This window comes from Pseudomonas bharatica CSV86, from assembly GCF_000319305.2.
GTDB classification, from domain to species: domain Bacteria; phylum Pseudomonadota; class Gammaproteobacteria; order Pseudomonadales; family Pseudomonadaceae; genus Aquipseudomonas; species Aquipseudomonas bharatica.
On the sequence record NZ_AMWJ02000001.1, the window covers coordinates 595,225 to 619,698 of the forward strand.

The 24,474-nt window shown below is 63.0% G+C and carries 22 protein-coding genes and 4 pseudogenes; 14 read left to right on the forward strand and 12 right to left on the reverse strand.

Annotated elements, in window-relative coordinates:
* The first annotated feature begins 176 nt into the window (after positions 1 to 176).
* Positions 177 to 1,505: a dicarboxylate/amino acid:cation symporter gene (locus CSV86_RS02745; RefSeq protein ID WP_009397990.1), complete on the forward strand. Its 1,329-nt coding sequence runs from the start codon at positions 177 to 179 to the stop codon at positions 1,503 to 1,505.
* Positions 1,506 to 1,664: 159 nt separating this feature from the next.
* Here the strand turns inward: CSV86_RS02745 and CSV86_RS02750 are convergent, their stop codons facing one another.
* Positions 1,665 to 2,159, reverse strand: a complete 495-nt coding sequence (locus tag CSV86_RS02750; protein ID WP_009397989.1) for a SprT family zinc-dependent metalloprotease — start codon at positions 2,157 to 2,159, stop codon at positions 1,665 to 1,667.
* A gap of 128 nt (positions 2,160 to 2,287) precedes the next feature.
* Entirely contained in the window at positions 2,288 to 2,887 is a 600-nt protein-coding gene (locus tag CSV86_RS02755; RefSeq protein WP_009397988.1) for a Yip1 family protein, read from the reverse strand.
* Between the two features lie 270 nt (positions 2,888 to 3,157).
* On the opposite strand from CSV86_RS02755, the gene ttcA reads away from it, so the two are divergent.
* On the forward strand, positions 3,158 to 3,982 hold the full coding sequence (gene ttcA / locus CSV86_RS02760; RefSeq protein ID WP_009397987.1) for a tRNA 2-thiocytidine(32) synthetase TtcA: 825 nt from the start codon (positions 3,158 to 3,160) through the stop codon (positions 3,980 to 3,982).
* Positions 3,983 to 3,985: 3 nt separating this feature from the next.
* Complete coding sequence (locus tag CSV86_RS02765) at positions 3,986 to 4,657, forward strand: DNA-3-methyladenine glycosylase I (RefSeq protein WP_009397986.1); 672 nt, start codon at positions 3,986 to 3,988, stop codon at positions 4,655 to 4,657.
* Positions 4,658 to 4,744: 87 nt separating this feature from the next.
* Here the strand turns inward: CSV86_RS02765 and CSV86_RS02770 are convergent, their stop codons facing one another.
* Genes CSV86_RS02770 through arsC form a run of 3 tightly spaced genes read right to left on the reverse strand, consistent with a single transcriptional unit; the run spans position 4,745 to position 6,109 of the window.
* Positions 4,745 to 5,161, reverse strand: coding sequence for a DUF2069 domain-containing protein (locus CSV86_RS02770; protein ID WP_009397985.1), 417 nt, complete (start codon positions 5,159 to 5,161; stop codon positions 4,745 to 4,747).
* Positions 5,154 to 5,759, reverse strand: a complete 606-nt coding sequence (wrbA, locus tag CSV86_RS02775; protein ID WP_009397984.1) for an NAD(P)H:quinone oxidoreductase — start codon at positions 5,757 to 5,759, stop codon at positions 5,154 to 5,156. Before wrbA ends, CSV86_RS02770 begins: the two co-directional genes overlap by 8 nt.
* Positions 5,756 to 6,109, reverse strand: coding sequence for an arsenate reductase (glutaredoxin) (gene arsC, locus CSV86_RS02780; protein WP_009397983.1), 354 nt, complete (start codon positions 6,107 to 6,109; stop codon positions 5,756 to 5,758). Before arsC ends, wrbA begins: the two co-directional genes overlap by 4 nt.
* Before the next feature lie 86 nt (positions 6,110 to 6,195).
* Here arsC and CSV86_RS02785 point away from each other — a divergent pair, with 86 nt between their 5' ends.
* Positions 6,196 to 6,660 carry a TlpA disulfide reductase family protein gene (locus tag CSV86_RS02785; protein WP_009397982.1) on the forward strand — a complete coding sequence of 155 codons (465 nt, stop codon included), beginning with the start codon at positions 6,196 to 6,198 and terminating at the stop codon, positions 6,658 to 6,660.
* Between the two features lie 144 nt (positions 6,661 to 6,804).
* Here the strand turns inward: CSV86_RS02785 and CSV86_RS02790 are convergent, their stop codons facing one another.
* The 4 genes and pseudogenes from CSV86_RS02790 to CSV86_RS02805 form a co-directional block, all read right to left on the reverse strand.
* Complete coding sequence (locus CSV86_RS02790; RefSeq protein ID WP_240160440.1) at positions 6,805 to 7,194, reverse strand: META domain-containing protein; 390 nt, start codon at positions 7,192 to 7,194, stop codon at positions 6,805 to 6,807.
* A gap of 11 nt (positions 7,195 to 7,205) precedes the next feature.
* Positions 7,206 to 7,643, reverse strand: a complete 438-nt coding sequence (locus CSV86_RS02795; protein ID WP_009397979.1) for a hypothetical protein — start codon at positions 7,641 to 7,643, stop codon at positions 7,206 to 7,208.
* Between the two features lie 30 nt (positions 7,644 to 7,673).
* Entirely contained in the window at positions 7,674 to 8,663 is a 990-nt protein-coding gene (locus tag CSV86_RS02800; RefSeq protein ID WP_009397977.1) for a 2-hydroxyacid dehydrogenase, read from the reverse strand.
* 66 nt (positions 8,664 to 8,729) lie between these two features.
* Positions 8,730 to 11,479: pseudogene (locus tag CSV86_RS02805) on the reverse strand (response regulator).
* 172 nt (positions 11,480 to 11,651) lie between these two features.
* Between CSV86_RS02805 and CSV86_RS02810 the strand changes: the two are divergent.
* The 7 genes and pseudogenes from CSV86_RS02810 to CSV86_RS02840 all read left to right on the forward strand — a co-directional run bounded on the left by CSV86_RS02810 (position 11,652) and on the right by CSV86_RS02840 (position 19,883).
* The gene (locus tag CSV86_RS02810) at positions 11,652 to 12,368 is read left to right on the forward strand and encodes a response regulator transcription factor (protein ID WP_009397975.1); all 717 of its coding nucleotides are present in this window, start codon (positions 11,652 to 11,654) and stop codon (positions 12,366 to 12,368) included.
* Positions 12,369 to 12,411: 43 nt separating this feature from the next.
* Complete coding sequence (locus CSV86_RS02815; RefSeq protein WP_283811573.1) at positions 12,412 to 13,740, forward strand: HAMP domain-containing sensor histidine kinase; 1,329 nt, start codon at positions 12,412 to 12,414, stop codon at positions 13,738 to 13,740.
* 94 nt (positions 13,741 to 13,834) lie between these two features.
* Positions 13,835 to 14,737 (forward strand): cysteine synthase CysM, encoded by a 903-nt coding sequence (cysM, locus tag CSV86_RS02820; protein WP_037059881.1) that lies wholly within the window; start codon positions 13,835 to 13,837, stop codon positions 14,735 to 14,737.
* Positions 14,737 to 16,104 carry a 23S rRNA (uracil(1939)-C(5))-methyltransferase RlmD gene (rlmD, locus tag CSV86_RS02825; RefSeq protein WP_009397969.1) on the forward strand — a complete coding sequence of 456 codons (1,368 nt, stop codon included), beginning with the start codon at positions 14,737 to 14,739 and terminating at the stop codon, positions 16,102 to 16,104. The genes cysM and rlmD overlap by 1 nt, the downstream gene beginning before the upstream one ends.
* A gap of 90 nt (positions 16,105 to 16,194) precedes the next feature.
* A pseudogene (gene relA, locus CSV86_RS02830) lies at positions 16,195 to 18,434 on the forward strand (GTP diphosphokinase).
* A gap of 51 nt (positions 18,435 to 18,485) precedes the next feature.
* A complete protein-coding gene (mazG, locus tag CSV86_RS02835; protein WP_009397966.1) occupies positions 18,486 to 19,316 on the forward strand; it encodes a nucleoside triphosphate pyrophosphohydrolase in 831 nt (276 codons plus the stop codon).
* Between the two features lie 27 nt (positions 19,317 to 19,343).
* Positions 19,344 to 19,883: a DUF2058 domain-containing protein gene (locus CSV86_RS02840; protein WP_009397965.1), complete on the forward strand. Its 540-nt coding sequence runs from the start codon at positions 19,344 to 19,346 to the stop codon at positions 19,881 to 19,883.
* A 64-nt stretch (positions 19,884 to 19,947) separates the two neighbouring features.
* Here CSV86_RS02840 and CSV86_RS02845 read toward each other — a convergent pair whose 3' ends face one another.
* On the reverse strand, positions 19,948 to 20,130 hold the full coding sequence (locus tag CSV86_RS02845; RefSeq protein ID WP_009397964.1) for a hypothetical protein: 183 nt from the start codon (positions 20,128 to 20,130) through the stop codon (positions 19,948 to 19,950).
* Positions 20,131 to 20,415: 285 nt separating this feature from the next.
* Positions 20,416 to 20,824, reverse strand: a pseudogene (gene cadR, locus CSV86_RS02850) (Cd(II)/Pb(II)-responsive transcriptional regulator).
* A gap of 95 nt (positions 20,825 to 20,919) precedes the next feature.
* On the opposite strand from cadR, the pseudogene CSV86_RS02855 reads away from it, so the two are divergent.
* The 3 genes and pseudogenes from CSV86_RS02855 to CSV86_RS02865 all read left to right on the forward strand — a co-directional run bounded on the left by CSV86_RS02855 (position 20,920) and on the right by CSV86_RS02865 (position 23,642).
* Positions 20,920 to 21,815, forward strand: a pseudogene (locus CSV86_RS02855) (cation efflux transmembrane domain-containing protein).
* Between the two features lie 3 nt (positions 21,816 to 21,818).
* The gene (gene lspA / locus CSV86_RS02860) at positions 21,819 to 22,331 is read left to right on the forward strand and encodes a signal peptidase II (protein ID WP_003821921.1); all 513 of its coding nucleotides are present in this window, start codon (positions 21,819 to 21,821) and stop codon (positions 22,329 to 22,331) included.
* Between the two features lie 21 nt (positions 22,332 to 22,352).
* Entirely contained in the window at positions 22,353 to 23,642 is a 1,290-nt protein-coding gene (locus CSV86_RS02865; RefSeq protein WP_004574636.1) for an ISL3-like element ISPpu12 family transposase, read from the forward strand.
* Between the two features lie 114 nt (positions 23,643 to 23,756).
* On the opposite strand, the gene CSV86_RS02870 is transcribed toward CSV86_RS02865, so the two are convergent.
* Positions 23,757 to 24,467 (reverse strand): DUF3108 domain-containing protein, encoded by a 711-nt coding sequence (locus CSV86_RS02870; RefSeq protein ID WP_009407376.1) that lies wholly within the window; start codon positions 24,465 to 24,467, stop codon positions 23,757 to 23,759.
* Positions 24,468 to 24,474 lie beyond the last annotated feature (7 nt).

Genomic DNA, 24,474 nt, shown 5'->3' on the forward strand with positions numbered 1-24,474 from the left:
CCCGTAAATGCGGGCGTTGCACCGCAAAAGCGCAAATTGGCATCGGGCTTGCTATGAAGCTCGCAGAGTTCTGCCACGCAGCTCGACACAACAAATCCCTCCAATGCAGGAGGGTTCGCGATTCAGGTACCCCGCGTCCTGGGAAGGACCGGCCGGTGCCCTTGAGGAACATAGCCATGACGACAGCCCGTCAGCCACTGTACAAATCGCTTTATATCCAGGTGTTGGTAGCGATCACCATCGGTATCCTCCTCGGCCATTACTACCCTGAAGCCGGCGTTGCCCTGAAACCCCTGGGTGACGGCTTCGTCAAACTGATCAAGATGGTCATCGCCCCCATCATCTTCTGTACGGTGGTGAGCGGTATCGCCGGCATGCAGAGCATGAAATCGGTGGGCAAGACCGGCGGCTACGCGCTGCTGTACTTCGAGATCGTTTCTACCATCGCCCTGATCATCGGCCTGGTCGTGGTCAACGTGGTCAAGCCGGGCGCCGGCATGCACATCGACGTGTCCACCCTGAACGCCAGCAGCGTGGCCGCCTACGCCGCCGCCGGTGCGCAGCAGACCACCGTCGGCTTCCTGCTCAACATCATCCCTGCCACCGTAGTCGGTGCCTTCGCCAACGGCGACATCCTGCAAGTGCTGATGTTCTCGGTGATCTTCGGCTTTGCCCTGCATCGCCTGGGTTCCTACGGCAAGCCGCTGCTGGAAATGATCGACCGCTTCGCCCATGTCATGTTCAACATCATCAACATGATCATGAAGCTGGCCCCGATCGGCGCGTTCGGTGCCATGGCCTTCACCATCGGCCAGTACGGCGTGGGTTCGCTGGTGCAACTGGGCTACCTGATGGCCTGCTTCTACATCACTTGCGTGCTGTTCATCCTGGTCATCCTTGGCGGTATCGCGCGTGCCCACGGCTTCAGCGTCCTCAAGCTGATCCGCTACATCCGTGAAGAGCTGATGATCGTGCTGGGTACTTCCTCGTCGGAGTCCGCCCTGCCACGCATGCTGACCAAGATGGAGCGCCTGGGTGCGAAGAAATCCGTGGTTGGCCTGGTGATCCCGACCGGCTACTCGTTCAACCTCGACGGCACCTCGATCTACCTGACCATGGCCGCGGTGTTCATCGCCCAGGCCACCGACACCACCATGGACATCACCCACCAGATCACCCTGCTGCTGGTGCTGCTGGTTGCCTCCAAAGGTGCTGCGGGCGTTACCGGTTCGGGCTTCATCGTCCTGGCTGCAACCCTGTCGGCCGTAGGTCACCTGCCGGTTGCCGGCCTGGCCCTGATCCTCGGTATCGACCGCTTCATGTCCGAAGCCCGTGCCCTGACCAACCTGATCGGCAACGCCGTGGCGACTGTGGTCGTGGCCAAGTGGGTCAAGGAACTGGACGAAGACAAGCTGCACAAGGAACTGGATTCCGGTGGTTCGCCACTGGTTGAAAGCCGTCCGGTCGACGACCTGGGCGTAGCTGAAGGTCCTGCCGTTCGCTAAGCCTTCTGCTTGACGCAAAAAAGCCCATCTTCGGATGGGCTTTTTCATTTGTGCTGTCCTCTCGGCCCCTATCGCTGGCAAGCCAGCTCCCACAGGGTCAGCACAAACCTTGAGACTTGTGCAGTATCTGTGGGAGCTGGCTTGCCAGCGATGAGGCCCTCATTCCACCCTCACTTCCCCGGTGAACACGAGCGTCTGCCGGCACCGCCGACACAGATACCGCCGTCCCTTGCGCACCAACCCATGGCGCTGCGCCGAAAACGGGAAATCACTCCCCGCACACGGACACCGGTAGATATACCGGGTCACCGTGCGCCGCTGCACTTCATAGTTGTGGCAACGATTCGGCGGCAGTTCATACACGCCACGCATGATCAACTGCCATTCTTCGCCATGGGGCTGGATACGGTCACCGAACAATTGATGGGCAACCAGGTGCGCGACCTCGTGGGCCACGGTCTGGCGCAGGAAGTCCTCGGCATTCTCGCGGTACAGCTGCAGGTTGAAGCGCAGCAGGTTCTCGTGCAGGTGGGCGACACCGGCTTTCTGCCCGCGCAGCTTGAAGCTGACCTCGGGGCGTTGGAAGGGACGTTTGAAAAAGGCTTCTGCTTGCTTGTAGCAGTCTTCGACGCGGGTTTTGAGCAGCTCTGGCATGCGTGACGGTACTCCTGAGGCGGCCGATTATGCCGCAACCGCCGAAGCGCTGCCGAGACCGCCCGTCTGCACGCGAAAGCGGGCCGCCCGAAGGCGGCCCGCGGTGTTGCCCCTATGCTGGCATCTTTCTAATTGGTGTAGACCGGTCCCACCCCCAGTCCCCAGGTGATCACGGTAAAGGCCATGATGGCGACCAGCACCACCAGCCCCACCGCCAGCACCGAGCTGGAGAACAGGAAGCCTTCGTCCGACGGAATGTTCATGAAGGTCGGCAACCCGACATACAGCAGGTACACCGTGTAGCAGATGGCTGCCGTGCCGACGATCATCCCCAGCCACAGGTGTGGATAGAGCGCCGCCAGGCCGCCGATGAACAGCGGGGTGGCGGTGTAGGTAGCGAACGCGATGCATTGCGCCAGGCTCGGGTTGGCATCGTAGGTGCGTGCCATCCAGTGGATGAACGCGCCCATGACCGCGACGCCGGCAAGCATGGCGATGTACGACATCAGGGTCATCCACAGGGCGCTGTCCATGGTCAGCATGACCGGTGCGCGCTCGCCGATGACCCAGCCGACCTGGGTGGTGCCGATGAACGCCGATACCGCAGGGATGGCTGCCAGTATCAGGGTGTGGGTGAGGTACATGTGGCTGATGGTTTCTTCTTCGCCACGGATTTCCCGCCATTCCTGGTCAGGATGGGTGAACAGCCCAACAACGTGATGGATCATGCCAATCACTCCTACGCCGTTTCCAATCGCCCCCCAGTGGAGCGCTTGCTAGCCCGCAAGGCACGGGCCGGACAGGACAGGCCGCTATCGTTGCGGTCTTATGTCGCAGTATAGGAAGGCGTTCGTCGCACAAATCCGCTTTTTTAGAGCAAATCGCGCTCTAAGCGCCGTGCTTGATTTCCTTGCAGTCTTTATCGGATGGGTCTGTGTCGCGCGGCGGTTTGTGCGTAAAATACGCGCCTTTTGTCACACCTCGCGGATTCAAGCGCCATGGGCACCCTTTCGGTCAATCAGAACAAGCTGCAGAAACGCCTGCGCCGTCTCGCCGGCGAAGCCATCACCGACTACAACATGATCGAGGATGGCGACAAGGTCATGGTCTGCCTGTCCGGCGGCAAGGACAGCTACACCATGCTCGACGTTCTGCTGCACTTGCAGAAAGTGGCGCCGATCAAGTTCGAGATCGTGGCGGTGAACATGGACCAGAAGCAGCCCGGCTTCCCCGAGGAAGTGCTGCCGGCCTACCTGAAAACCCTGGGCATCGAGTACCACATCGTCGAAAAGGACACCTACTCGGTGGTCAAGGAGCTGGTCCCGGAGGGCAAGACCACCTGCTCGCTGTGCTCGCGCCTGCGCCGCGGCACCCTGTACACCTTCGCCGACGAGATCGGCGCGACCAAGATGGCCCTCGGTCACCACCGCGACGATATCGTCGAAACCTTCTTCCTCAACATGTTCTTCAACGGCACCATGAAGGCCATGCCGCCCAAGCTGCGGGCCGACGATGGCCGCAACGTGGTGATCCGCCCGCTGGCCTACTGCTCGGAGAAGGACATCCAGGCCTACTCGGACATGAAGGAATTCCCGATCATCCCGTGCAACCTCTGCGGCTCCCAGGAAAACCTGCAGCGCCAGGTGGTCAAGGAGATGCTGGTGGAGTGGGAGCGCAAGTCACCCGGGCGGACCGACAGCATCTTCCGCAGCCTGCAGAACGTAGTGCCGTCGCAACTGGCCGACCGCAACCTGTTCGACTTCACCAGCCTGCGCATCGACGAAACCGCGGCCCCGCGTTTCCTCGACGTGCTGAATATCTGACCCATGCGCGACTATCAATGGCTGCATGAGTATTGCCTGAACCGCTTCGGCTCCGCCGCCGCGCTGGAAGCGTACCTGCCGCAACCGAAGACTTCGGCGCAACTGCGCGCGATCAGTGACGACCGCTACCTCTCGACCCTGGCCCTGCGCGTATTCCGCGCCGGGCTCAAGCACAGCCTGGTGGACGCCAAGTGGCCGGCGTTCGAGCAGGTGTTCTTCGGCTTCGACCCGGAGAAGGTCGTGCTGATGGGCGCCGAGCACCTGGAGCGGTTGATGCAGGACACCCGCCTGATCCGCCATCTGGGCAAGCTCAAGAGCGTGCCGCGCAATGCGCAGATGGTGCTGGATGTGCAGAAGGAGAAGGGCAGCTTCGCGGCGCTGATCGCCGACTGGCCGGTGACCGATATCACCGGGTTGTGGAAGTACCTGGCCCGGCATGGCAACCAGTTGGGCGGGCTGTCGGCGCCGCGGTTCCTGCGGATGATGGGCAAGGATACGTTTATCCCGACCGACGACATGTCGGCGGCGTTGATCGCCCAGGAGGTGATCGACAAGAAGCCGACCAGCTTGAAGGACCTGGCGCAGGTGCAGGCCGCTTTCAATCAGTGGCATGCCGAAAGTGGCAGGCCGCTGTGCCAGTTGTCGGTGATGCTGGCGCATACCGTCAATCATTGAGGGCCTCATCGCTGGCAAGCCAGCTCCCACAGGTACTGTGTTCGCCGGACCTGTGGGAGCTGGCTTGCCAGCGATAGGGCCCTCAAATCAGACCGGTCCTTCCCCTGCCATCCTGCGATCCAGCTGAAACCGCCAGCGGATATACAGCAGCGCACTGACGAACAACGTCAGGCTGATCACCACTTCCAGCCAGCCGAACAGCGCCCGCGCTGGGTCGAAGGCCGCTTCCACCCCGGTGATGAAGTAAAGGTTCAGAACGAAGCACATCCACGCATGGGCCCGCGCGCTGCCGCCGATCATTCCCGGCGCCACCAGCGCCAACGGCAGCAGTTGCACGCCCAGGATCACCCAACTGCGTGCACCGTGCAGGTCGGTGAAGAACAGCGTATTGACCACCAGCAACAGCACCAGGCTGGCGAAGGCCGCCAGGCTCAGGGCGCGGGTCAGGCGCACCCGCGGCTCCAGCCATTGCAGCGGCGGCAGGATCTTCGGCTTTTTAGCCACGCCCGTTCTCCAGCCGTTTCGCGGTGTTCGCCAGGCGCTGGCCGAGTGCGCGGCACAGGGCGATTTCGTCGGCATCCAGATCGCGCTTGCCATCGGCGCCGGCATGGTGGCTGGCGCCATAGGGCGTGCCGCCGCCTCGGGTCTCGATCAGCGCCGACTCGCTGTAGGGCAGGCCCATGATCAGCATGCCGTGGTGCATCAGCGGCAGCAGCATCGACAGCAGGGTCGATTCCTGGCCACCGTGCAGGCTGGCGGTGGAGGTGAACACCGCCGCCGGCTTGCCCACCAGGCCGCCGCTCAGCCACAGGCTGCTGGTGCCGTCGATGAAGTACTTGAGCGGCGCGGCCATGTTGCCGAAGCGGGTCGGGCTGCCCAGGGCCAGGCCAGCGCAATTGCGCAGATCGTCGAGGGTGGCGTAGAGCGCGCCGGTCTCCGGGATCGACGGCGCTACCGCTTCGCATTCGGTGGAGATCGCCGGCACCGTGCGCAACCGGGCTTCCAGGCCAGCCAGTTCCACGCCGCGGGCGATCTGCCGGGCCATTTCGCTGGTGGAGCCGTGGCGGCTGTAATAGAGGATCAGGATGTAGGGCTGGCTCACGACAGGATCTCCAGCACGTTTTCCGGCGGACGACCGATCACCGCCTTGTCGCCAGCCACCAGGATCGGCCGCTCGATCAGCTTGGGATGCTCGACCATGGCGGCGATCAGTTGTGCATCGGTCAGGGCCGGGTTGGCCAGGCCGAGGCTGGTGTACTCGTCTTCACCGCTGCGCAGCAGCTGGCGCGCGCCGATGCCCAGCTTGCCGAGCAGGGCCTTGAGGGTTGCCGCATCCGGCGGGGTTTCCAGGTAGCGTACGACGGTGGGCGCGAGGCCGCGTGCTTCGAGCAGTTCCAGGGCACCGCGGGACTTGGAGCAGCGCGGGTTGTGGTAAAGCGTCAGGTCGGTCATGTCAGGGTCGCATCCGGCTGTGAGTGGCGGGTATTCTAACCGCAGCAAACCGGCATTTTGCCTGAATCTTGAAGAAGGATTGACCCATGACAAGGCGTTTGGCAGCAGCCCTGGCCATCAGCATGAGCCTGATGCTCGGTGGTTGCGGTGCGGACTACGGCCTGGACCAGAACGGCAACACGGTGAAAGCCGAGCAACTCGACGGGCGCTGGGTGGTGCTCAACTACTGGGCCGAATGGTGCGGCCCGTGCCGGGTGGAGATTCCCGAACTGAACCAGTTCGCCCAGGAATGGCAGGGCCAGGGTGTGACCGTGGTCGGGGTGAACTTCGATGGGTTGCAGGGCGAGGAACTGAAGAAATCCGTGGACACCATGGGCATCGGCTTCACCGTACTGGCCCAGGACCCGGCCGAGCGCTACGACCTGCCGCGCAGCGAAGGATTGCCGGTGACCTACATCATCGACGACAAGGGCAAGGTGCGTGAGCAGTTGATGGGCGAGCAGACGAAGGCGGGGCTGGTGGAGAAGATCAAGGCGCTCAAGGGCGCCTGATCAGTTCTTGCAGGCGACACATGACCCCTGTGGGAGCTGGCTTGCCAGCGATTAGGCCCGACCTGGCAACCTCTTTGTCAGTGCCGGCCTCATCGCTGGCAAGCCAGCTCCCACAGGGTTTTGTGCAGGCTTTGAGAGTCGAGATCAGCCTTCTTCCGGCCAGAACCGCAGCGGCTTGCCCTCGGCCGGCCAGAACCTGACCTGCTCGATCGGCGAGATATCCCAGCGCTCCACCTTGGCCAGCGCTTCCAGGAAGCGCTTCTCCTGCTCCATCAGCGCCGGTGCACAGAGTTTGCGCGTGCTGCCGATGGTGCCGAAGCTTAGCTTGTCACCCTGCAGGCTGTACTGGGCGAACCAGTGGTTGCAGCCGGCATTGCCATAGGCCCGGCCATCATCGGCGAGGGTCAGGGTCAGGTGGCTGTAGTCCATCAGCGGACGTTCGCCGATCCACTCCAGCACGTAGCTGCGTTCCTTTTGCAGCTTTACCGGCTCGGCTGCGCAGCCCGCCAGGGCCGCCAGCAGCGCGCCGCTCATCAGCAACTTGTTCACTGCGCCTGCTCCCGGCATTTCGGGCACAGGTGCTTGTCACCCTTGGTCGCCCAGCCCAGTTCGGCAATCCGCGCCACGGCGGCTGGTTGCTGGGCTTTCTTGCCCAGCTTGGCGTCTACCGCGAACTCGAATTCGAGCTCGGCATCGCAGCTGTTGCACTCTACTTTCCATTGGTGAATGGCCAGCTCGCCGAAGGCCGGGCCATTGGCCGTGGCGACCCATTGGCCGCGTGGGTTGATCAGGTGGCGGACGCTGTCCACGGCCAGGCGCATCGACAGGTCCTTGCTGCCCTTGAGGGTGACCAGCAGGACGTCGCCTTTCTGGATCGAGCCGCCGTTGCCGGTAACCTGGTAACGGCCCGGCGCCAGCGCGCGGCATTCGATCAGGGTGTGTTGCGGGTTGAAGAGGGTGTAGCGGAAATCGTGTTCGACCATGGGGCCTCCAAATTTGCCGCGTATCCTACCCTATCCCTCCACCAGATTCTGCGGCGTACCGACCATCCATCGGGCGATGTTGTCCAGGGTGGTGGCGGCGATGGCGGTCAGCGCCTCGTGGGTCAGGAAGGCCTGGTGCGCGGTGACGATCACGTTGGGGAAGGTCAGCAGCCGCGCCAGCACGTCATCCTGCAGCGGCTGGTCGGAGCGGTCCTCGAAGAAGATCTGCGCTTCCTCTTCGTAGACGTCCAGGCCCAGGTAGCCCAGGTGGCCGCTTTTCAGCGCCTCGATCAGCGCCGGGGTGTCCACCAGGGCGCCGCGTCCGGTGTTGATCAGCATGGCGCCGGGCTGCAGTTCGGACAGGCTTTCGATATTGATCAGGTGCCGGGTCTGCGGGGTCAGCGGGCAATGCAGGCTGATGATATTGGCCTGGCGCAGCAGCTGGTCCAGCGGCAGGTAGCGCGCGCCCAGGGCCTCGACGTGCGGGTTCGGATACGGATCATGGGCCAGCAACTGGCAGCCGAAACCGGCCATGATCCGCGCGAAGGCCAGGCCGATCTGCCCGGTGCCGACCACGCCCACGGTCTTGCCGTGGAGGTCGAAGCCGGTCAGCCCATGCAGGCTGAAATCCCCTTCGCGGGTGCGGTTGTAGGCGCGGTGCAGGCGCCGGTTCAGGGCGAGGATCAGCGCCACCGCATGTTCGGCAATGGCATGCGGGGAATAGGCCGGGACCCGGGTCACGCTCAGGCCCAGGCGTCGCGCCGCCGCCAGGTCGACATGGTTGTAGCCGGCCGAGCGCAGGGCGATCAGGCGCGTGCCGGCCGCGGCCAGGCGCTCCAGCACTGGCGCCGAGAGGTCATCGTTGATGAAGGCGCAGACCACTTCATGACCGGCGGCGAGGGCGGCGGTGTCCTCGTTCAGGCGGGCGGGCTGGAAGTGCAGCTCCAGCCCGTCCACCGCGCGGGCGGCGGTGAAGCTGTTCTGGTCGTAGGACTGGCTGCTGAAAAACAGGACGCGCATCGTTCATGCTCCCTAACGGTCGAACCGCCAGTGTAGCCAAGTGGCGTCCTGGCGCCTTGCCCTGGGTCAGGCGCTCTGGCGTGCGACGTGCGTCAGCCGGTCGATGGCCCGCTCCAGGTCGTCGAGGGCCTGCTGGGCTTGCGGGTCGTCCTGCTTCAACAGCGTTTCGCTGCGCTGGCAGGCCGCACGCAATTGCGGCACGCCACAGTAGCGGGTGGCGCCATTGAGCCGGTGCACGCGCTCGATGGTCGCCGCGCGGTCGCCGGTATCGCGGGCGGCGCGGATGGCGTGGCGGTCCGACTCCAGCGAGGCCAGCAGCATCGCCAGCATGTCCGCCGCCAGGTCCGGCTTGCCGGCGGCCAGGCGCAGGCCTTCCTCCGGGTCCAGCACCTTCAGTTCGCTGCCGCCGTAAGCACTGCTGCTGCGTTCGTCACGGGTAACGTGGACGGTCAGCCCGGTCCATTTCTGCACCACCTGGGCCAGTTGCCGGTCGCTGATCGGCTTGGTCAGGTAGTCGTCCATGCCGCTGTGCAGCAGGGCGCGCTTTTCATTGGCCATGGCGTGGGCGGTAAGGGCGACGATGGGCAGCGCCTGGCCGCCGTGACCGGCTTCCCAGCGGCGGATCTGCTCGGTGCATTCGCGACCGTCCATGCCCGGCATCTGCACGTCCATCAGCACCAGGTCGAAACTGTCCTGCTGCACGGCCTGGAGCGCCGCCTTGCCGCTGTCCACCGCCAGTACCTCGGCGCCCAGGTCTTCCAGCAGGGTTTGCACCAGCAGCAGGTTGGCCGGGTTGTCATCGACACACAGCACCTTTGGCAGGCGCTGGCCCGGTATTGCCTTGAGCTCGCCTTGGCTGCGCCGCGGCTGGACCAGTTCGAGCAGGGCGCGGCGCAGTTTGCGCGTGCACGCCGGCTTGGCGTGCAACTGGCCATGGGCGTTGGGCAGGAACGGGTGATACAGGGTCTGCTCGGTGGTCGGGCACAGCACCAGGGCCTGGCAGGCGAACCGCTCCAGGCGCTGGATCAACTGGCCGAGGCTTTCCGGAGCCATGTCGTGCAGGTTGACGCCAAGCACCGCCAGCTCGAACGGCTGCCCGGCCAGATGGGCGGCCTCGACCGCGCCAAGCAGTTGCTCGGGAGTGCCGAAGGTGCTGACCGCCAGGCCGCAATCCTCCAGTTGATGCTCCAGCGCCTGGCGCGCCAGTTCGTGGTTGTCGGTGATCGCCGTGCGTCGTTGGTGCAGGGCCGGCAGCGGTTGGTCCTCGGTGGTATCGCGGGCCCGTGGCAGGCTCAGGCTGATCCAGAACTGCGAACCTTCTCCCGGCGTGCTGTCGACACCGATCTCGCCACCCATCTGCTCGATCAGGCGCTTGGAGATCACCAGGCCCAGCCCGGTACCGCCGGCCTGGCGCGACAGCGAGTTGTCGGCCTGGCTGAACGCCTGGAACAGGGCCCGCACATCCTGGGCCGAGAGGCCGATCCCGGTGTCCTGGATGCAGATGCGCAACTGCACCGAGTCTTCGCGCTCGTCCTCGAGCATGGCGCGGGCGACGATGGTGCCCTCGCGGGTGAACTTGATCGCGTTGCTGACCAGGTTGGTAAGGATCTGCTTCAGGCGCAGCGGGTCGCCGATCAGCGACAGCGGCGTGTCCCGGTAGACCAGGCTGACCAGCTCCAGTTGCTTGGCATGTGCCTGCGGCGCCAGGATGGTCAGTGTGTCCTGGATCAGGTCGCGCAGGTTGAACGGAATGCTCTCCAGCACCAGCTTGCCGGCCTCGATCTTGGAAAAGTCGAGGATCTCGTTGATGATCCCCAACAGGCTGTCGGCAGACTTCTCGATGGTACCGAGATAGTCATGCTGGCGCGGGGTCAGCTCGCTTTTCTGCAATAGATGGGTGAAGCCCAGGATACCGTTGAGCGGCGTGCGGATCTCATGGCTCATGTTGGCAAGGAACTCGGATTTGATCCGACTCGCCTCGATCGCTTCCTTGCGCGCCATGTCCAGCTCGATGTTCTGGATCTCGATGGTTTCCAGGTTCTGCCGTACGTCCTCGGTGGCCTGGTCGATGCTGTGCTGCAACTCTTCGTGGGCGCTGTGCAGGGTCTCGGCCATGCGGTTGTGCCGGCGGCCAGTTCGTCCAGTTCATAGCTGCCCATGCTCGGCAGGCGCTCTTCCAGGTTGCCGTCCTTGAGCTGGCTGACCGCGTGCTTGATTTGCCCGATCGGGCCATTGATCGCCCGGCTCATGCGCAGAGCGATCAGGGTGGTCGCCATCAGCCCGAGCAGGATCAGCAGCAGGCTGGCGAACAGCGCCCGGTAACCGCGCAGCAATGTGCTGCCGTGGGATATCTCGATCTCGACCCAGCCCAGCAGGCGATCGGTTTCATGGGGCACGGGATCGTCGGCCAGGTCCCGATGATGGCCGAACACCGGCAGCAGGTAGCGGGTGGCATCGCTGCCGGAGCGCTGGAGCATCTGCGTACCGCCACCGGCCGGCGGCATGTTGAGCATGCTCGGCCCGGCGTGGGCGAGGCTGCCGCGGTCGGGGCTGAGGAAGGACACGGCGCGGACATCGGTCTGTTCCAGGGTCTGCGCGGCGATGCGTTCCAGTTGCGCGCGATCCTTGCGTGCCAGGGCCGGGCCCGCAAGGGGCGCCAGGCTCTCGGTAATCATCTGTCCACGCTGGAGCAACTGGGTCTGCAGTTCGTTCTGCTGCAGCCAGGTGAAATAGCCGCCAAGCACCAGGGCCATGGTCCCGGCGGGCACCACGGCGAGCAGCAGCACGCGGGTCCTGATTCCAAATCGATTCAGCACGCCCGGTCTCCTGTGTCTGCGCGGCGCTGTATAGACAGAAAGCTACCGCGTGTATCGAGGTATTGCACTGGTTAATCGCTCCGTGATGAACCCACCCTTGTACCCGGATCGGGTTGCCTGGGGAAAGCAATTGCTAAATAATCGCGCGATTGAGAATCGCTAGCAGCCGCCAATGAATCCCGACGTCATCCGCAATCCCAACATTCTCGCGATCGAGGACGATCCGGTGCTTGGTGCCTATCTTCACGAGCAACTCCAGCGTAGTGGCTTTCTCGTGACCTGGTGCCGCAACGGCCGTGACGGCCTGGACCAGGCGCGCCAGCAGCATTTCGACGTCGTGCTGATGGATATCCTGCTGCCGGGCATGACCGGCCTCGACGCCCTGGTGCAGTTGCGCGAACGCAGCAGCACGCCGGTGATCATGATGTCGGCGCTTGGGGCAGAGGCGGACCGCATCACCGGCTTCCAGCGCGGCGCCGACGACTACCTGCCCAAGCCATTCAGCATGGCCGAACTGAGGGTGCGCATCGAAGCGATCCTGCGCCGGGTCGATCTGGAACGTCGACAGTGGCCGGCAACCAGGGCGCCGGGCGGCGAACTGCAGTTCGACGAGAAGGCCTGCGATGTGTGCCACGATGGCCACTGGGCTGGCCTGACGCCCAGCGAGTACCGGGTGCTCGAAACCCTGCAGCGCAGCCCCGACGAGGTGCTGAGCAAGCCCTTCCTTTACCAGCATGTGCTGCAGCGCGGCTACTCGCGCCACGACCGCAGTCTGGACATGCATGTCAGCCAGATCCGGCGCAAGCTCAAGGCCATCGGCTACCAGGGGCGCCAGCTTCGCACTGTCTGGGGCCAGGGCTACATGCTTGGCGCCGGCGAGGACGCGTGAGTTGCCCAACCGTCATTCGCTGTTCTGGAAACTGGCGATCCTCATGGTGGGCTTCTGCCTGCTGCTGATCGGCCTGAGCCTGTCCTGGGGCCGGCAGATGGAAGTGCGCAATGCCTACCTGGCCCCGCACGCGCGGGAACTGCTCGAAGGGTATGCCGCCGAGGCCGAGCGTGCCCTGTTGAGCGGCGGCACGGCGGGTATCGATCTGTGGCTGGGCAGCATGCGCGAGCGTGAACAGGGTTTTATCGCCGTGATCGGGCCAGACCTGCAACCGCTGGGCAGCCTGCCGCTGAGCGATGCCCAGGTCGAGCGCCTGACCAATCTGCGTGGCGTGGATCGTCCGGTCAGCCGCCATTCCAGCACCGCGCCGTGGATGCGCGTACCCTTTCCCGGCGACTCGTCCCTCGGCAGCCTGGTCATCGAGTTGCCCCAGCGGCTGGTCCCCGACCGCTGGAACCTGCTGTTCTGGCGCATGGTCACCAATGGCCTGATCCCCGGGCTGCTGACCCTGATGTTCTGCTTCGGCCTGTACCGGATGTTGATCCGCCCGCTGCATCAACTGCGCGACCAGGCCAACGCCTGGCGCGCCGAGCAACTGACGGCACGGGTAGCCAGCGCCACCACCAGCCGCCATGACGAATTCGGCGAACTGGACCGGGCCTTCGACGATATGGCCGAGCGCCTGCAGGGCACCGTGGCCTTGCAGCAGCAACTGTTGCGCGACCTGTCCCATGAGTTGCGTACGCCACTGAGCCGGCTGCAGGTAGCCAGCGATAGCGAGCAGGATGGGCAACGGCTGCGCGAGCGTTTGCGGCGCGAGGTGCGGGGCATGCAGCGCCTGGTCGAGGATGCCCTGCAACTGGCCTGGCTGGATGCCGAGCGTGCGCCGCTGCCCAGCGAGCCGATCGGCATCGCCGCTCTGTGGGAAATGCTCTGCGAGGATGCCTGCTTCGAAAGTGGCTGGCCGCGAGCACAATTGGTGTGCGAATTGGGTGATGACTGCTGGGTGCAGGGCCATCTCGACAGCCTCGCCCAGGCCCTGGAAAACATACTGCGCAATGCCATCCGTCATTCACCGCTGGGCGGCCTGGTCCGCCTCGGCGGCCAACGCCAGGGCGAGCATTGGCTGCTCTGGCTGGAAGACGAGGGCGGTGGCGTGGACGAGACGGAGCTGGAGCGGATATTCGCTGCTTTCACTCGCCTGGACGGCTCGCGCCCCGGCGATGGCGGCTTCGGCCTGGGCCTGAGCATCGCCCGCAATGCCGTGCAGCGCCAGGGTGGCCGGCTCTGGGCGCAGAACGGGACACGGGGCCTGCGCCTGAATTTCCGCCTGCTGGCGGCGCAAGCGACAGGCTGCCGCCCAGGCTTATAGCGATCCGCTATAAACCTCGCAGATTGCGTGATATGGAGTGCGACGGTTTGCCGGTATGATAGGCGGCCCCGTGAGTCTGGATTGCGAAAACGCCATGACCTTGCAGTACCCCACCATCGCCGATTGCGTCGGCAACACCCCCCTGGTCCGCCTGCAACGCATGGCCGGCGACACCAGCAATACTCTCCTGGTGAAACTCGAAGGCAACAACCCGGCGGGTTCGGTCAAGGACCGTCCGGCGCTGTCGATGATCACCCGTGCCGAGCTGCGCGGTCAGATCAAGCCGGGCGATACCCTGATCGAGGCGACCTCCGGCAACACCGGTATCGCCCTGGCCATGGCGGCGGCGATCAAGGGCTACAAGATGATCCTGATCATGCCCGACAACTCCAGCGCCGAACGCAAGGCGGCGATGACCGCCTATGGTGCCGAGCTGATCCTGGTCAGCAAGGAAGAGGGCATGGAAGGTGCCCGTGACCTGGCCGAGCGCCTGCGTGACCAAGGTCGCGGCCTGGTCCTCGACCAGTTCGGCAACGGCGACAACCCCGAGGCCCACTACGTCAGCACCGGCCCGGAAATCTGGCGCCAGACCGGCGGCAACATCACCCACTTCATCAGTTCCATGGGCACCACCGGCACCATCATGGGCTGCTCGCGCTACCTCAAGGAGCAGAATCCGCAGGTGCAGATCGTCGGCCTGCAGCCCATGGAGGGCTCGGCCATTCCGGGCATCCGTCGCTGGCCCGAGGAATACCTGCCGTCGATCTTCCAGGCCGAGCGCGTCGATCGCGTGGTCGACATGGCCCAGAGCGAAGCCGAGGAAACCACCCGTCGCCTGGCCCGGGAAGAGGGCATTTTCTGCGGCGTGTCGTCCGGTGGTGCAGTGGCAGCCATGCTGCGCCTGTCCCGCGAAGTGGAGAACGCGACCATGGTGGCGATCATCTGCGACCGTGGCGACCGCTATCTGTCGACCGGCATTTTCGACGCGGATCGCTGATGTCCAAAGGTAAACGTAACGGCGGCCTGCGCTTCCAGCCGGCCGGCGGCAGCCGTGCGCCCCAGGTGCCGACGGGCAAGAAGCAGCGCCTGACCATCGAGCGCCTGGCTGGCGATGGTCGCGGCATCGCCTTCCTCGACGGCCGCACCTGGTTCGTCAGCGGTGCGCTGGCGGGCGAAGAGGTCGAGGCGCGGGTGCTCAATGCCCATGGCAAGGTGGTCGAGGCCCGCCTGGAGCGGGTCTTCGGCGCCAGTGCCCAGCGCCGCGAGGCACCCTGCCGGCACTTCGAGCGTTGTGGCGGCTGCAACCTGCAGCACCTGTCCCATGACGATCAGCTTCAGCTCAAGCAGCGCCTGCTTGCCGAACAGTTGCAGCGGGTGGCGGGTGTCGTGCCCGAGCAATGGGCCGCGCCCTTGAGCGGGCCGGAATTCGGCTATCGCCGCCGGGCCCGGATTGCGGTGCGCTGGGATCACAAGACGAAGAAACTCGACGTCGGTTTCCGCGCCGAAGCCAGCCAGGACATCATCGCCATCGACGCCTGTCCGGTGCTGGTACAGCCCTTGCAGTCGGTGCTGCGCCATCTGCCGCTGCTGTTGCAGAGCCTGGGCAAGCCCCAGGTGGTAGGGCACGTCGAGTTGTTCAGCGGTACCGCCCTGGCCATGCTGGTGCGCCACACCGCACCGCTGGGCGAGGTGGACCTGGGCAGGCTGAAAGCCTTCTGCGCCGAAGCAGGCGTGCAGCTCTGGCTGCAAGGCGAAGGCGAGCCCTGGTCGGTGGAACCGGAGCAGTCCCTCGGGTTCGAACTGCAGCCCTGGAACCTGACCCTGGCCTATCGCCCGGGCGATTTCGTCCAGGTCAACGCCGGCGTCAATACGGCGATGATCGAGCAGGCCCTCGACTGGCTCGCCCCGCAGAATGACGAGCGCGTGCTGGACCTGTTCTGCGGTCTGGGCAACTTCGCCCTGCCGCTGGCGCAGAAGGCCGCCGAGGTGGTGGCCGTGGAAGGGGTGCAGGCAATGGTCGAACGGGCCGCTGCCAATGCCCGTAGCAATAATTTGAATAATGTTCGCTGTTTTCAGGCGGATTTATCCCAACCGCTGGCAGCGTCCGGGTGGGCGACGGAAGGCTTTTCTGCGGTACTCTTGGACCCACCCCGAGACGGTGCCTACGAAGTCGTCAGAAATATCGCAGCACTGGGTGGAAAACGCTTGGTCTATGTGTCGTGCAATCCGGCGACCCTAGCCCGCGATACGCTTGAGTTGATCAAGCAGGGTTACCGGTTAAAAAGGGCCGGGATCCTCGACATGTTCCCGCAGACAGCACATGTCGAGGCCATGGCGTTATTCGAGGCGGGTCAGCCAGGCTGACCGCCCGGTGTCGTGCCTTTATCGATCTGTGGCACGGCACCCGAGTTTTCAGGCGCATCGCGCATGCGCTGCAGGAAAAGGTAAACAAAGATGGTACAGGTGAGAGTGCACCAGCCGGTCAACACCGACGGCAGTATCAATCTCGAAGCATGGCTGGATCACGTGTGCAGCGTCGACGCGGCGCTGGATCGCGAAGCGCTGAAGGTTGCCTGCGAATTCGCCCAGGAAATCGAGAAGCAGGGCAACCAGGCCAAACACTCCTGGGCCGATGGCACCTCGAGTTTCCAGGCCGGTCTTGAAATCGCCGAAATCCTCGCGGACCTCAAGCTCGACCAGGACTCGCTGGTCGCCGCGATCATCTATCGCGCCGTGCGCGAGGGCAAGGCAACCCTGGCCGAAGTCGCCCAGCGCTTCGGTCCGGTGGTGTCCAAGCTCATCGACGGCGTGCTGCGCATGGCCGCCATCAGCGCCAGTCTCAATCCGCGCCAGTCCCTGGTGCTGGGTTCCCAGGCCCAGGTGGAAAACCTGCGCAAGATGCTCGTGGCCATGGTCGACGACGTGCGCGTGGCCCTGATCAAGCTGGCCGAGCGCACCTGTGCCATTCGCGCGGTGAAGGGCGCCGACGACGAGAAGCGCCACCGTGTCGCCCGCGAGGTCTTCGATATCTACGCGCCGCTGGCGCATCGCCTGGGTATCGGCCATATCAAGTGGGAGCTGGAAGACCTGTCCTTCCGCTACCTGGAGCCGGACCAGTACAAGCAGATCGCCAAGCTCCTGCACGAGCGCCGGCTCGATCGCGAACGCTTCATCAACGACGTCATGGCCCAGTTGCAGAACGAACTGCTGGCCACCGGGGTCAAGGCCGATATCAGCGGTCGGGCGAAACATATCTATTCCATCTGGCGCAAGATGCAGCGCAAGGGCCTGGAGTTCAGCCAGATCTACGACGTGCGCGCGGTGCGGGTGCTGGTTCCGGAAATGCGCGACTGCTACACCGCGCTCGGCATCGTCCACACCCTGTGGCGGCACATTCCCAAGGAGTTCGACGACTACATCGCCAACCCCAAGGAAAACGGCTACCGCTCCCTGCACACCGCAGTGATCGGGCCCGAGGGCAAGGTCTTGGAGGTGCAGATCCGCACCCACGCCATGCACGAGGAAGCCGAGCTGGGCGTGTGCGCCCACTGGCGCTACAAGGGCACCGACGTCAAGTCCGGCTCCAACCACTACGAAGAGAAGATCTCGTGGCTGCGCCAGGTCCTGGAGTGGCACGAGGAACTGGGCGATATCGGCGGCCTGGCCGAGCAGTTGCGGGTGGATATCGAGCCCGACCGGGTCTACGTGTTCACCCCTGACGGTCACGCCATCGACCTGCCCAAGGGCGCGACGCCGCTGGACTTCGCTTATCGGGTGCACACCGAGATCGGCCACAACTGCCGGGGCGCCAAGATCAACGGGCGCATCGTGCCGCTCAACTACAGCCTGCAGACCGGCGAGCAGGTGGAGATCATCACCAGCAAGCACGGCAACCCGAGCCGCGACTGGCTGAACTCCAACCTCGGCTATGTCACCACCTCGCGGGCGCGGGCGAAGATCGTCCACTGGTTCAAGCTGCAGGCCCGTGACCAGAACGTCGCGGCCGGCAAGACCCTGCTGGAGCGCGAGCTGAACCGCCTCGGCCTGCCCCAGGTGGACTTCGAGCGCCTGGCGGAAAAAGCCAACCTGCGTACCGCCGAGGACATGTTCGCTTCCCTCGGCGCCGGCGACCTGCGCCTGGCCCACCTGGTCAACGCCGCCCAGCAATTGGTGGAACCGGAGCGGATCGAGGAAATCGATCTCATCACCCGCAAGGCCACCGGCTTCAAGCCGGGCAAGCGCGGCGACATCCAGATCCAGGGCGTGGGCAACCTGCTGACCCAGATGGCCGGCTGCTGCCAGCCGCTGCCGGGGGATGCCATCGTCGGCTACATCACCCAGGGCCGCGGCGTGACCATCCACCGCCAGGACTGCGCTTCGGTATTGCAACTGGGCGGGCGCGAGCCGGAACGGATCATCCAGGTCAGCTGGGGCCGGTGCCGGTGCAGACCTATCCGGTGGATATCATGGTGCGTGCCTACGACCGTCCGGGGTTGCTGCGTGACGTGTCCCAGGTCCTGCTCAACGAGCGGATCAACGTGCTGGCGGTCAACACCCGCTCGAACAAGGAAGACAACACCGCGCTGATGTCGCTGACCATCGAGATTCCCGGCCTGGATGCCCTCGGCCGCCTGCTTGGGCGTATCTCGCAGTTGCCGAACATCATCGAGACCCGGCGCAATCGCACCCCTTGACCGAGACAGGCCCGCCATCGCGGCGGGCCTGTGCTGTTACGAGAAGCCACGATGTACACCCTGGACGACCTGCTGCACCTCATGGCCCGCCTGCGCGATCCGCAATACGGCTGCCCGTGGGACTTGAAACAGACCTACGCGAGCATCGTTCCCCATACCCTGGAGGAAGCCTACGAGGTGGCCGATGCCATCGAGCGCGGCGATTTCGAGCACCTCCAGGGCGAGCTGGGCGACCTGCTGTTCCAGGTGGTCTACTACAGCCAGTTGGCCATGGAGGAAGGCCGCTTCGAGTTCGCCGGGGTGATCGACAGCATCACCCGCAAGCTGATCCGCCGCCATCCCCATGTATTCCCCACCGGCGAGCTGTATGCGCCGCTGGATACCCCGCGCCTTGATGAACACCAGGTCAAGCAGCGCTGGGAAGAGATCAAGGCCCAGGAGCGGGCCGAGAAGGGCGTTCCCGAACAACTGTCCCTGCTCGATGACGTTCCGGCGGCGCTGCCGGCGCTGTCCCGCGCGGCCAAGTTGCAGAAACGCACGGCCCAGGTCGGTTTCGACTGGCCGGGCCCGCTGCCGGTGCTGGACAAGGTCCGCGAGGAACTGGACGAAGTGCTGGAAGCCATGGCCGACAACGATGCTGTGGCCTTGGCCGATGAAGTGGGCGATCTGCTGTTCGCCACGGTCAACCTGGCCCGGCACCTGAAGATCGACCCGGAAAATGCCCTGCGTGGCGCCAACGCCAAGTTCGAGCGACGCTTCCGTTTTATCGAGCAGGCATTGCGCGACAGCGGGCGTCCGATCGAAGATTGCACCCTCGAAGACTTGGATGCGCTCTGGGGCGAAGCCAAGCGTCAGGAAAAGAACCTGCCCAGCTGCGGCTGAGCGCGATGCATTAAGTGAGTGAACACGATGAGCCTTTCCCTTCGCGACCAATTGCTCAAAGCCGGTCTGGTCAACCAGAAGCAGGTCAAGCAGGTCAACAAAGAGCAAAAGAAGCAGAAACGCCTGGAGCATAAAGGCCAGGTCGAAGTCGACGACAGCCAGCAGCGCCTGGCCAAGGAGGCAATGGCCGAGAAGGTTGCGCGTGACCAGGAGCTGAACCGCCAGCAGCAGGAAAAGGCCGAGCAGAAGGCCCGTGCCGCGCAGGTCAAGCAACTGATCGAAGCCTCGCGCCTGCCCAAGCTGACTACCGAGGACTACTACAACTTCGTCGACGACAAGAAGGTCAAGCGCATCTCGGTCAACGCCCTGATGCGCAGCAAGCTGAGCAGTGGCTCGCTGGCCATCGTCGCCCACGCTGGCGGCTACGAGATCATTCCACGTGAAGCGGCGCTGAAAATCCAGGAGCGCGATCCCAAGCGCATCCTGCTGCTCAATACCCAGGTGGAAGAGCCGGATGCCGACGATCCGTACGCGGCCTACGTGATCCCGGATGACCTGATGTGGTGATCTGATTCGGTAGAAACGACAAACCCCGCCATGGCGGGGTTTGTTTTGTGTGGAAAGGCCGGTTTCAGGACTGGGTCCGGCGGGTTTCCCAGACTTCCAGTTCCATGCGGTAGCGGTGGGCTTCGTGTTCAGTGTGGAACATGCCGACCAATTGGCCCTGCTGGTGCACATCCCAGATGCGTACGCCAGCGGCGACGCCTTCGTGGGACAGTTTCGATTCGTCGCGCTCAGTTACTTTGACAGTCATGTGCAAACTCCAAATCCGGTTAACTGCGGCACTCTGTCGCAGGCCTCTTTTATAGGATTTGTTAGCTCGCTAAGTAAATTAAAAGCGCCATGAAAGATCTTTCATGGTTGCTCTTGAGGGCCCCATCGCTGGCAAGCCAGCTCCCACAAGTCCTGTGGGAGCTGGCTTGCCAGCGATGGGGCCCTCCCAGACAAAAGAGGGTAAGCGGATTAAATGGTTGATCTTACCTTTGCATGAGAGTGAGACAGACCGGCATCTCATCGGATTATCTGGTTGATGCTTCACCTACTGCTGGTGCATGTTTCCTTCGCTAATTCCCAGCAAGAACCCCACACGCCTCAACTTCCCGGTCATCGTTGCAACTCGCTCTCAGTGAAACGAGTTGTTTCTCAAGCGCTTGCAGAGCGGTTATCTGCGACCGCACATGAGAGATGTGATCATCGAGCAAGGCGTTGACGGCGGTACAAGGCTGATGAGGGTCGTCCTCATAGCTCTGTAGTTCGTGAATCTCAGCCAGTGACAGGCCCAGGATTCTGCAGCGACGGATGAAGGCCAGCCCCTCACCATGCTTCTCGGTATAGACACGGTAACCGTTGTCCTGCCGATCAGGCGGCGGCAACAAGCCCTGCTGTTCATAGAAGCGGATCGTCTGTGTTTCGACCCCTACCAACTGCGCCAACTGACCAATGCGCATCAGCCTCCTCCCCAACGGATTCTTTACTCTATTGACCTTATAGTAGCTTTATAGTTTTAAATGGTACCACAACATTGTTCAAGTGGAGTCGTATCATGAGCAAATCCTGTGGTGGCGCCTGTGGCGGTGATGCAACGTCCGCAGCGGATACCGATATACAGGCCTCCTCCGAGGCGCCAGGGAGATGGGTCAGTGTTTATGCCGTGCCGAAGATGGACTGTCCATCAGAAGAACGAATGATTCGCCTAGCCCTGAACGGCTTTGAGGAGATTCGGGCGCTGTCCTTCGACTTGTCGAACCGCCGGCTGAAGGTCGTGCATGACGGCGAGGTCGAGCCCGTCACCTCGAAACTGAAGACCTTGGGGCTAGGCGCCTCGCTTCAGGAAACCGTCGCTGCAAATCCGGAGACCATCAAGGCCGCCGAGTTTTCGGCAGCTTCTGCTAAGCAAGAATCCGGGACCCTGCGCTGGTTGCTCGGCATCAATGCACTTCTGTTCGTGGTGGAAATGACTGCCGGTCTGATCGCCCGGTCCACCGGCCTGATTGGAGAATCCCTGGACAATTTTGCCGATGCGGCGGTGTACGGGCTTGCCCTTTATGCGGTTGGACATAGCGTGAAAATGCAGGTACGTGCCGCGCATCTTGCTGGTGTACTGCAACTGATCTTGGCTGTGGGCGTGCTCGTAGAGGTGGTGAGACGCTTTGTATTCGGTAGTGAGCCTGAATCGCTGGTGATGATGGCTATCGCATTCGTCGCATTGATTGCCAATACCAGTTGTCTGCTGCTCATATCCAAACATCGGGAAGGCGGGGCGCACATGAAGGCAAGCTGGATATTCTCGGCCAACGACGTGGTGATCAACCTGGGGGTCATCACCGCCGGCGCCCTGGTCGCGTGGACCGGTTCCAATTATCCGGATCTGATTATCGGCACCATCGCGGGGGCATTGTACTTAACGGTGCCAGACGCATTTTGGCGTTGAAGGGTTAAATAATGCTCATTATTGGCAAAAAGCTCTCGCCGTATGCCCTATTGTCCATATCGGGCCTGCTGGCAGCGTCTGATCAGGCTGTAAAGTGGCTGGTGCAGCAATCAATGGCCTATGGCGAGTATGTTTCGGTGACCCCGTTCTTTAACTGGGTGCACCTATGGAACACCGGTGCCGCATTCAGTCTTTTTGCGAATGGTGGAGGCTGGCAGCGCTACTTTTTTATCGGAATCGCGGTAGTGGTCTCGATTTTTCTGATCAAGCTGATCCTTGAAAATCGTCATAAAGGAGAAGCCATCGCTTACAGTCTTATCCTCGGTGGCGCCATGGGCAACCTGATTGACCGGGTCTTTCGCGGCTATGTTGTGGATTCCTTTGATTTCTATTGGCGAGACTGGCATTGGCCGGCCTTCAACCTGGCTGATATTGCAATTGTCCTCGGTGCCTTACTTTTCGTTTCCAGCAGCTTGTTGGGTAAAAAAGCAAACACCAATGCCGAGTCGGATGGATCTGACTGACACCTACGCCTATACAACACCATGACCGAACTTCCCGACAACATCCTTCACCTGCCGCAATACCAAGTACTGGGCTGCAAATCAACCGACGACGAAATGCACTTCCAGGTGGACGTGCCCGATCCCATCGCCTGCGAGGAATGCGGCGTGCAGGGTGAGTTCGTACGGTTCGGCAAGCGTGACGTTCCCTATCGTGATCTGCCCATCCACGGCAAGCGGGTCACTCTCTGGGTGGTCCGCCGCCGATACACCTGCCGGGCCTGCAAGACAACATTCAGGCCCCAGCTACCGGAGATGGTGGACGGATTCCGTATGACACTGCGGCTGCATGAGTACGTGGAGAAGGAATCCTTCAACCACCCCTACACCTTTGTGGCGGCACAGACCGGCCTGGACGAGAAGACGGTGCGCGACATCTTCAACGCCCGCGCCGAGTTCCTGGGGCGCTGGCACCGCTTCGAGACGCCCCGCATCCTGGGCATTGACGAGCTATACCTGAACAAGCGCTACCGCTGCATTCTGACCAACATTGAGGAGCGAACCCTGCTCGACCTGCTGGCCACCCGCCGCCAGGACGTGGTGACCAACTACCTGATGAAGCTGAAAGACCGGCAGAAGGTCGAGATCGTCAGCATGGACATGTGGAACCCCTACCGGGCAGCGGTCAAGGCTGTGCTGCCCCAGGCCCGTATCGTGGTCGATAAGTTCCATGTGGTGCGCATGGCCAACGATGCCCTAGAGAGAGTGCGCAAGGGCCTCAGAAAGGAGCTGAAACCGTCCCAGAGCCGGACTCTCAAGGGAGACCGGAAAATCCTGCTGAAACGCGCTCACGAAGTCTCAGACCGGGAGCGCCTCATCATGGAGACCTGGACAGGCGCGTTCCCGCAACTGCTGGCCGCCTACGAGCACAAGGAGCGCTTCTACGGCATCTGGGACGCCACCACACGGCTCCAGGCAGAAGCCGCCCTGGACGAGTGGATAGCCACCATCCCGAAGGGCCAAAAGGAAGTCTGGAGCGATCTGGTCAGGGCAGTGGGAAACTGGCGCGAAGAGACCATGACCTACTTCGAGACGGACATGCCCGTCACCAACGCTTACACGGAGTCCATCAACCGACTGGCCAAGGACAAGAACCGTGAAGGGCGCGGTTACTCCTTCGAGGTGATGCGGGCACGAATGCTCTACACCACGAAGCACAAGAAGAAGGCACCGACTGCGAAGGTCTCTCCTTTCTACAAGAAAACCATCGGTTACGGACTGCCGGACTTCGCAGAGGAACTCAACTACGGAGTCGATCTATCAACCATCTGAGGGTGGTATCAGATTGATGGGGTGAAGGTGCCCCATCAACCATTAAATCCGTATACCCACAAAAGAAAACCCCGCACAAGGCGGGGTTTCCGTATACAACGAACAACCAGCCGGTCAGTTACCCTTGACCGCCTTGCCATCCACCGTGCCGTCCTGCAGCACGATCACGTATTCCTTGCCGTCGGTCTCGACCTGGCGCAGTTGCACCAGCAGGTAGTCCCAGTCCTTGGCGAACCACAGTTCGGTGATGCGCTTGCTCTGGCTTGGATCGCGGACGCGCTCGACCTTGATTGCATCGACCTGGCCGGTCCGGGTGGTGACCTTCTCGGTGCCCAGTACGCGGAAGTCGTAGGTGTCGATCTCGTCGCCATCGACTACCTGGTAGCTCACGCTTTTCTTGCCGGCAGCCACGTCATGCTGCAGCGCCAGCTGGTAGGTGGACTTGTCCAGTACGCCACGGTTGAGCGGCAGCTTCACCGCGTCGCCACGGTCGGTACCGGTGATGACTTTCTGCGACCAGTCGAAGTCCAGGTCGACTTTCTTGGCCTTGCCCAGGCCGCCACGTTCGAAGTGATAGCTCTGCGGCAGCAGGGTGTCCTTGTCCAGCGACAGGGTGCTTTGCTCGGTCAGGCTGGCGATCATCATCGACGCCTTGAAGTTGAGGCTCCAGGTGCCGTTGGCGTTCTTTTCCAGGCTGCGTTCGGCAGTGCCGCTCATGGGCAGTTGCTTCCAGTCGGCGGTGTAGCTTGCCGAGAAGGGTTTCAGCTCGGCTGCCTGAAGCGGCAGTGCGAGCACGGCGAGGGCGAGAAGCAGGGCGCGACGCATAAAATCT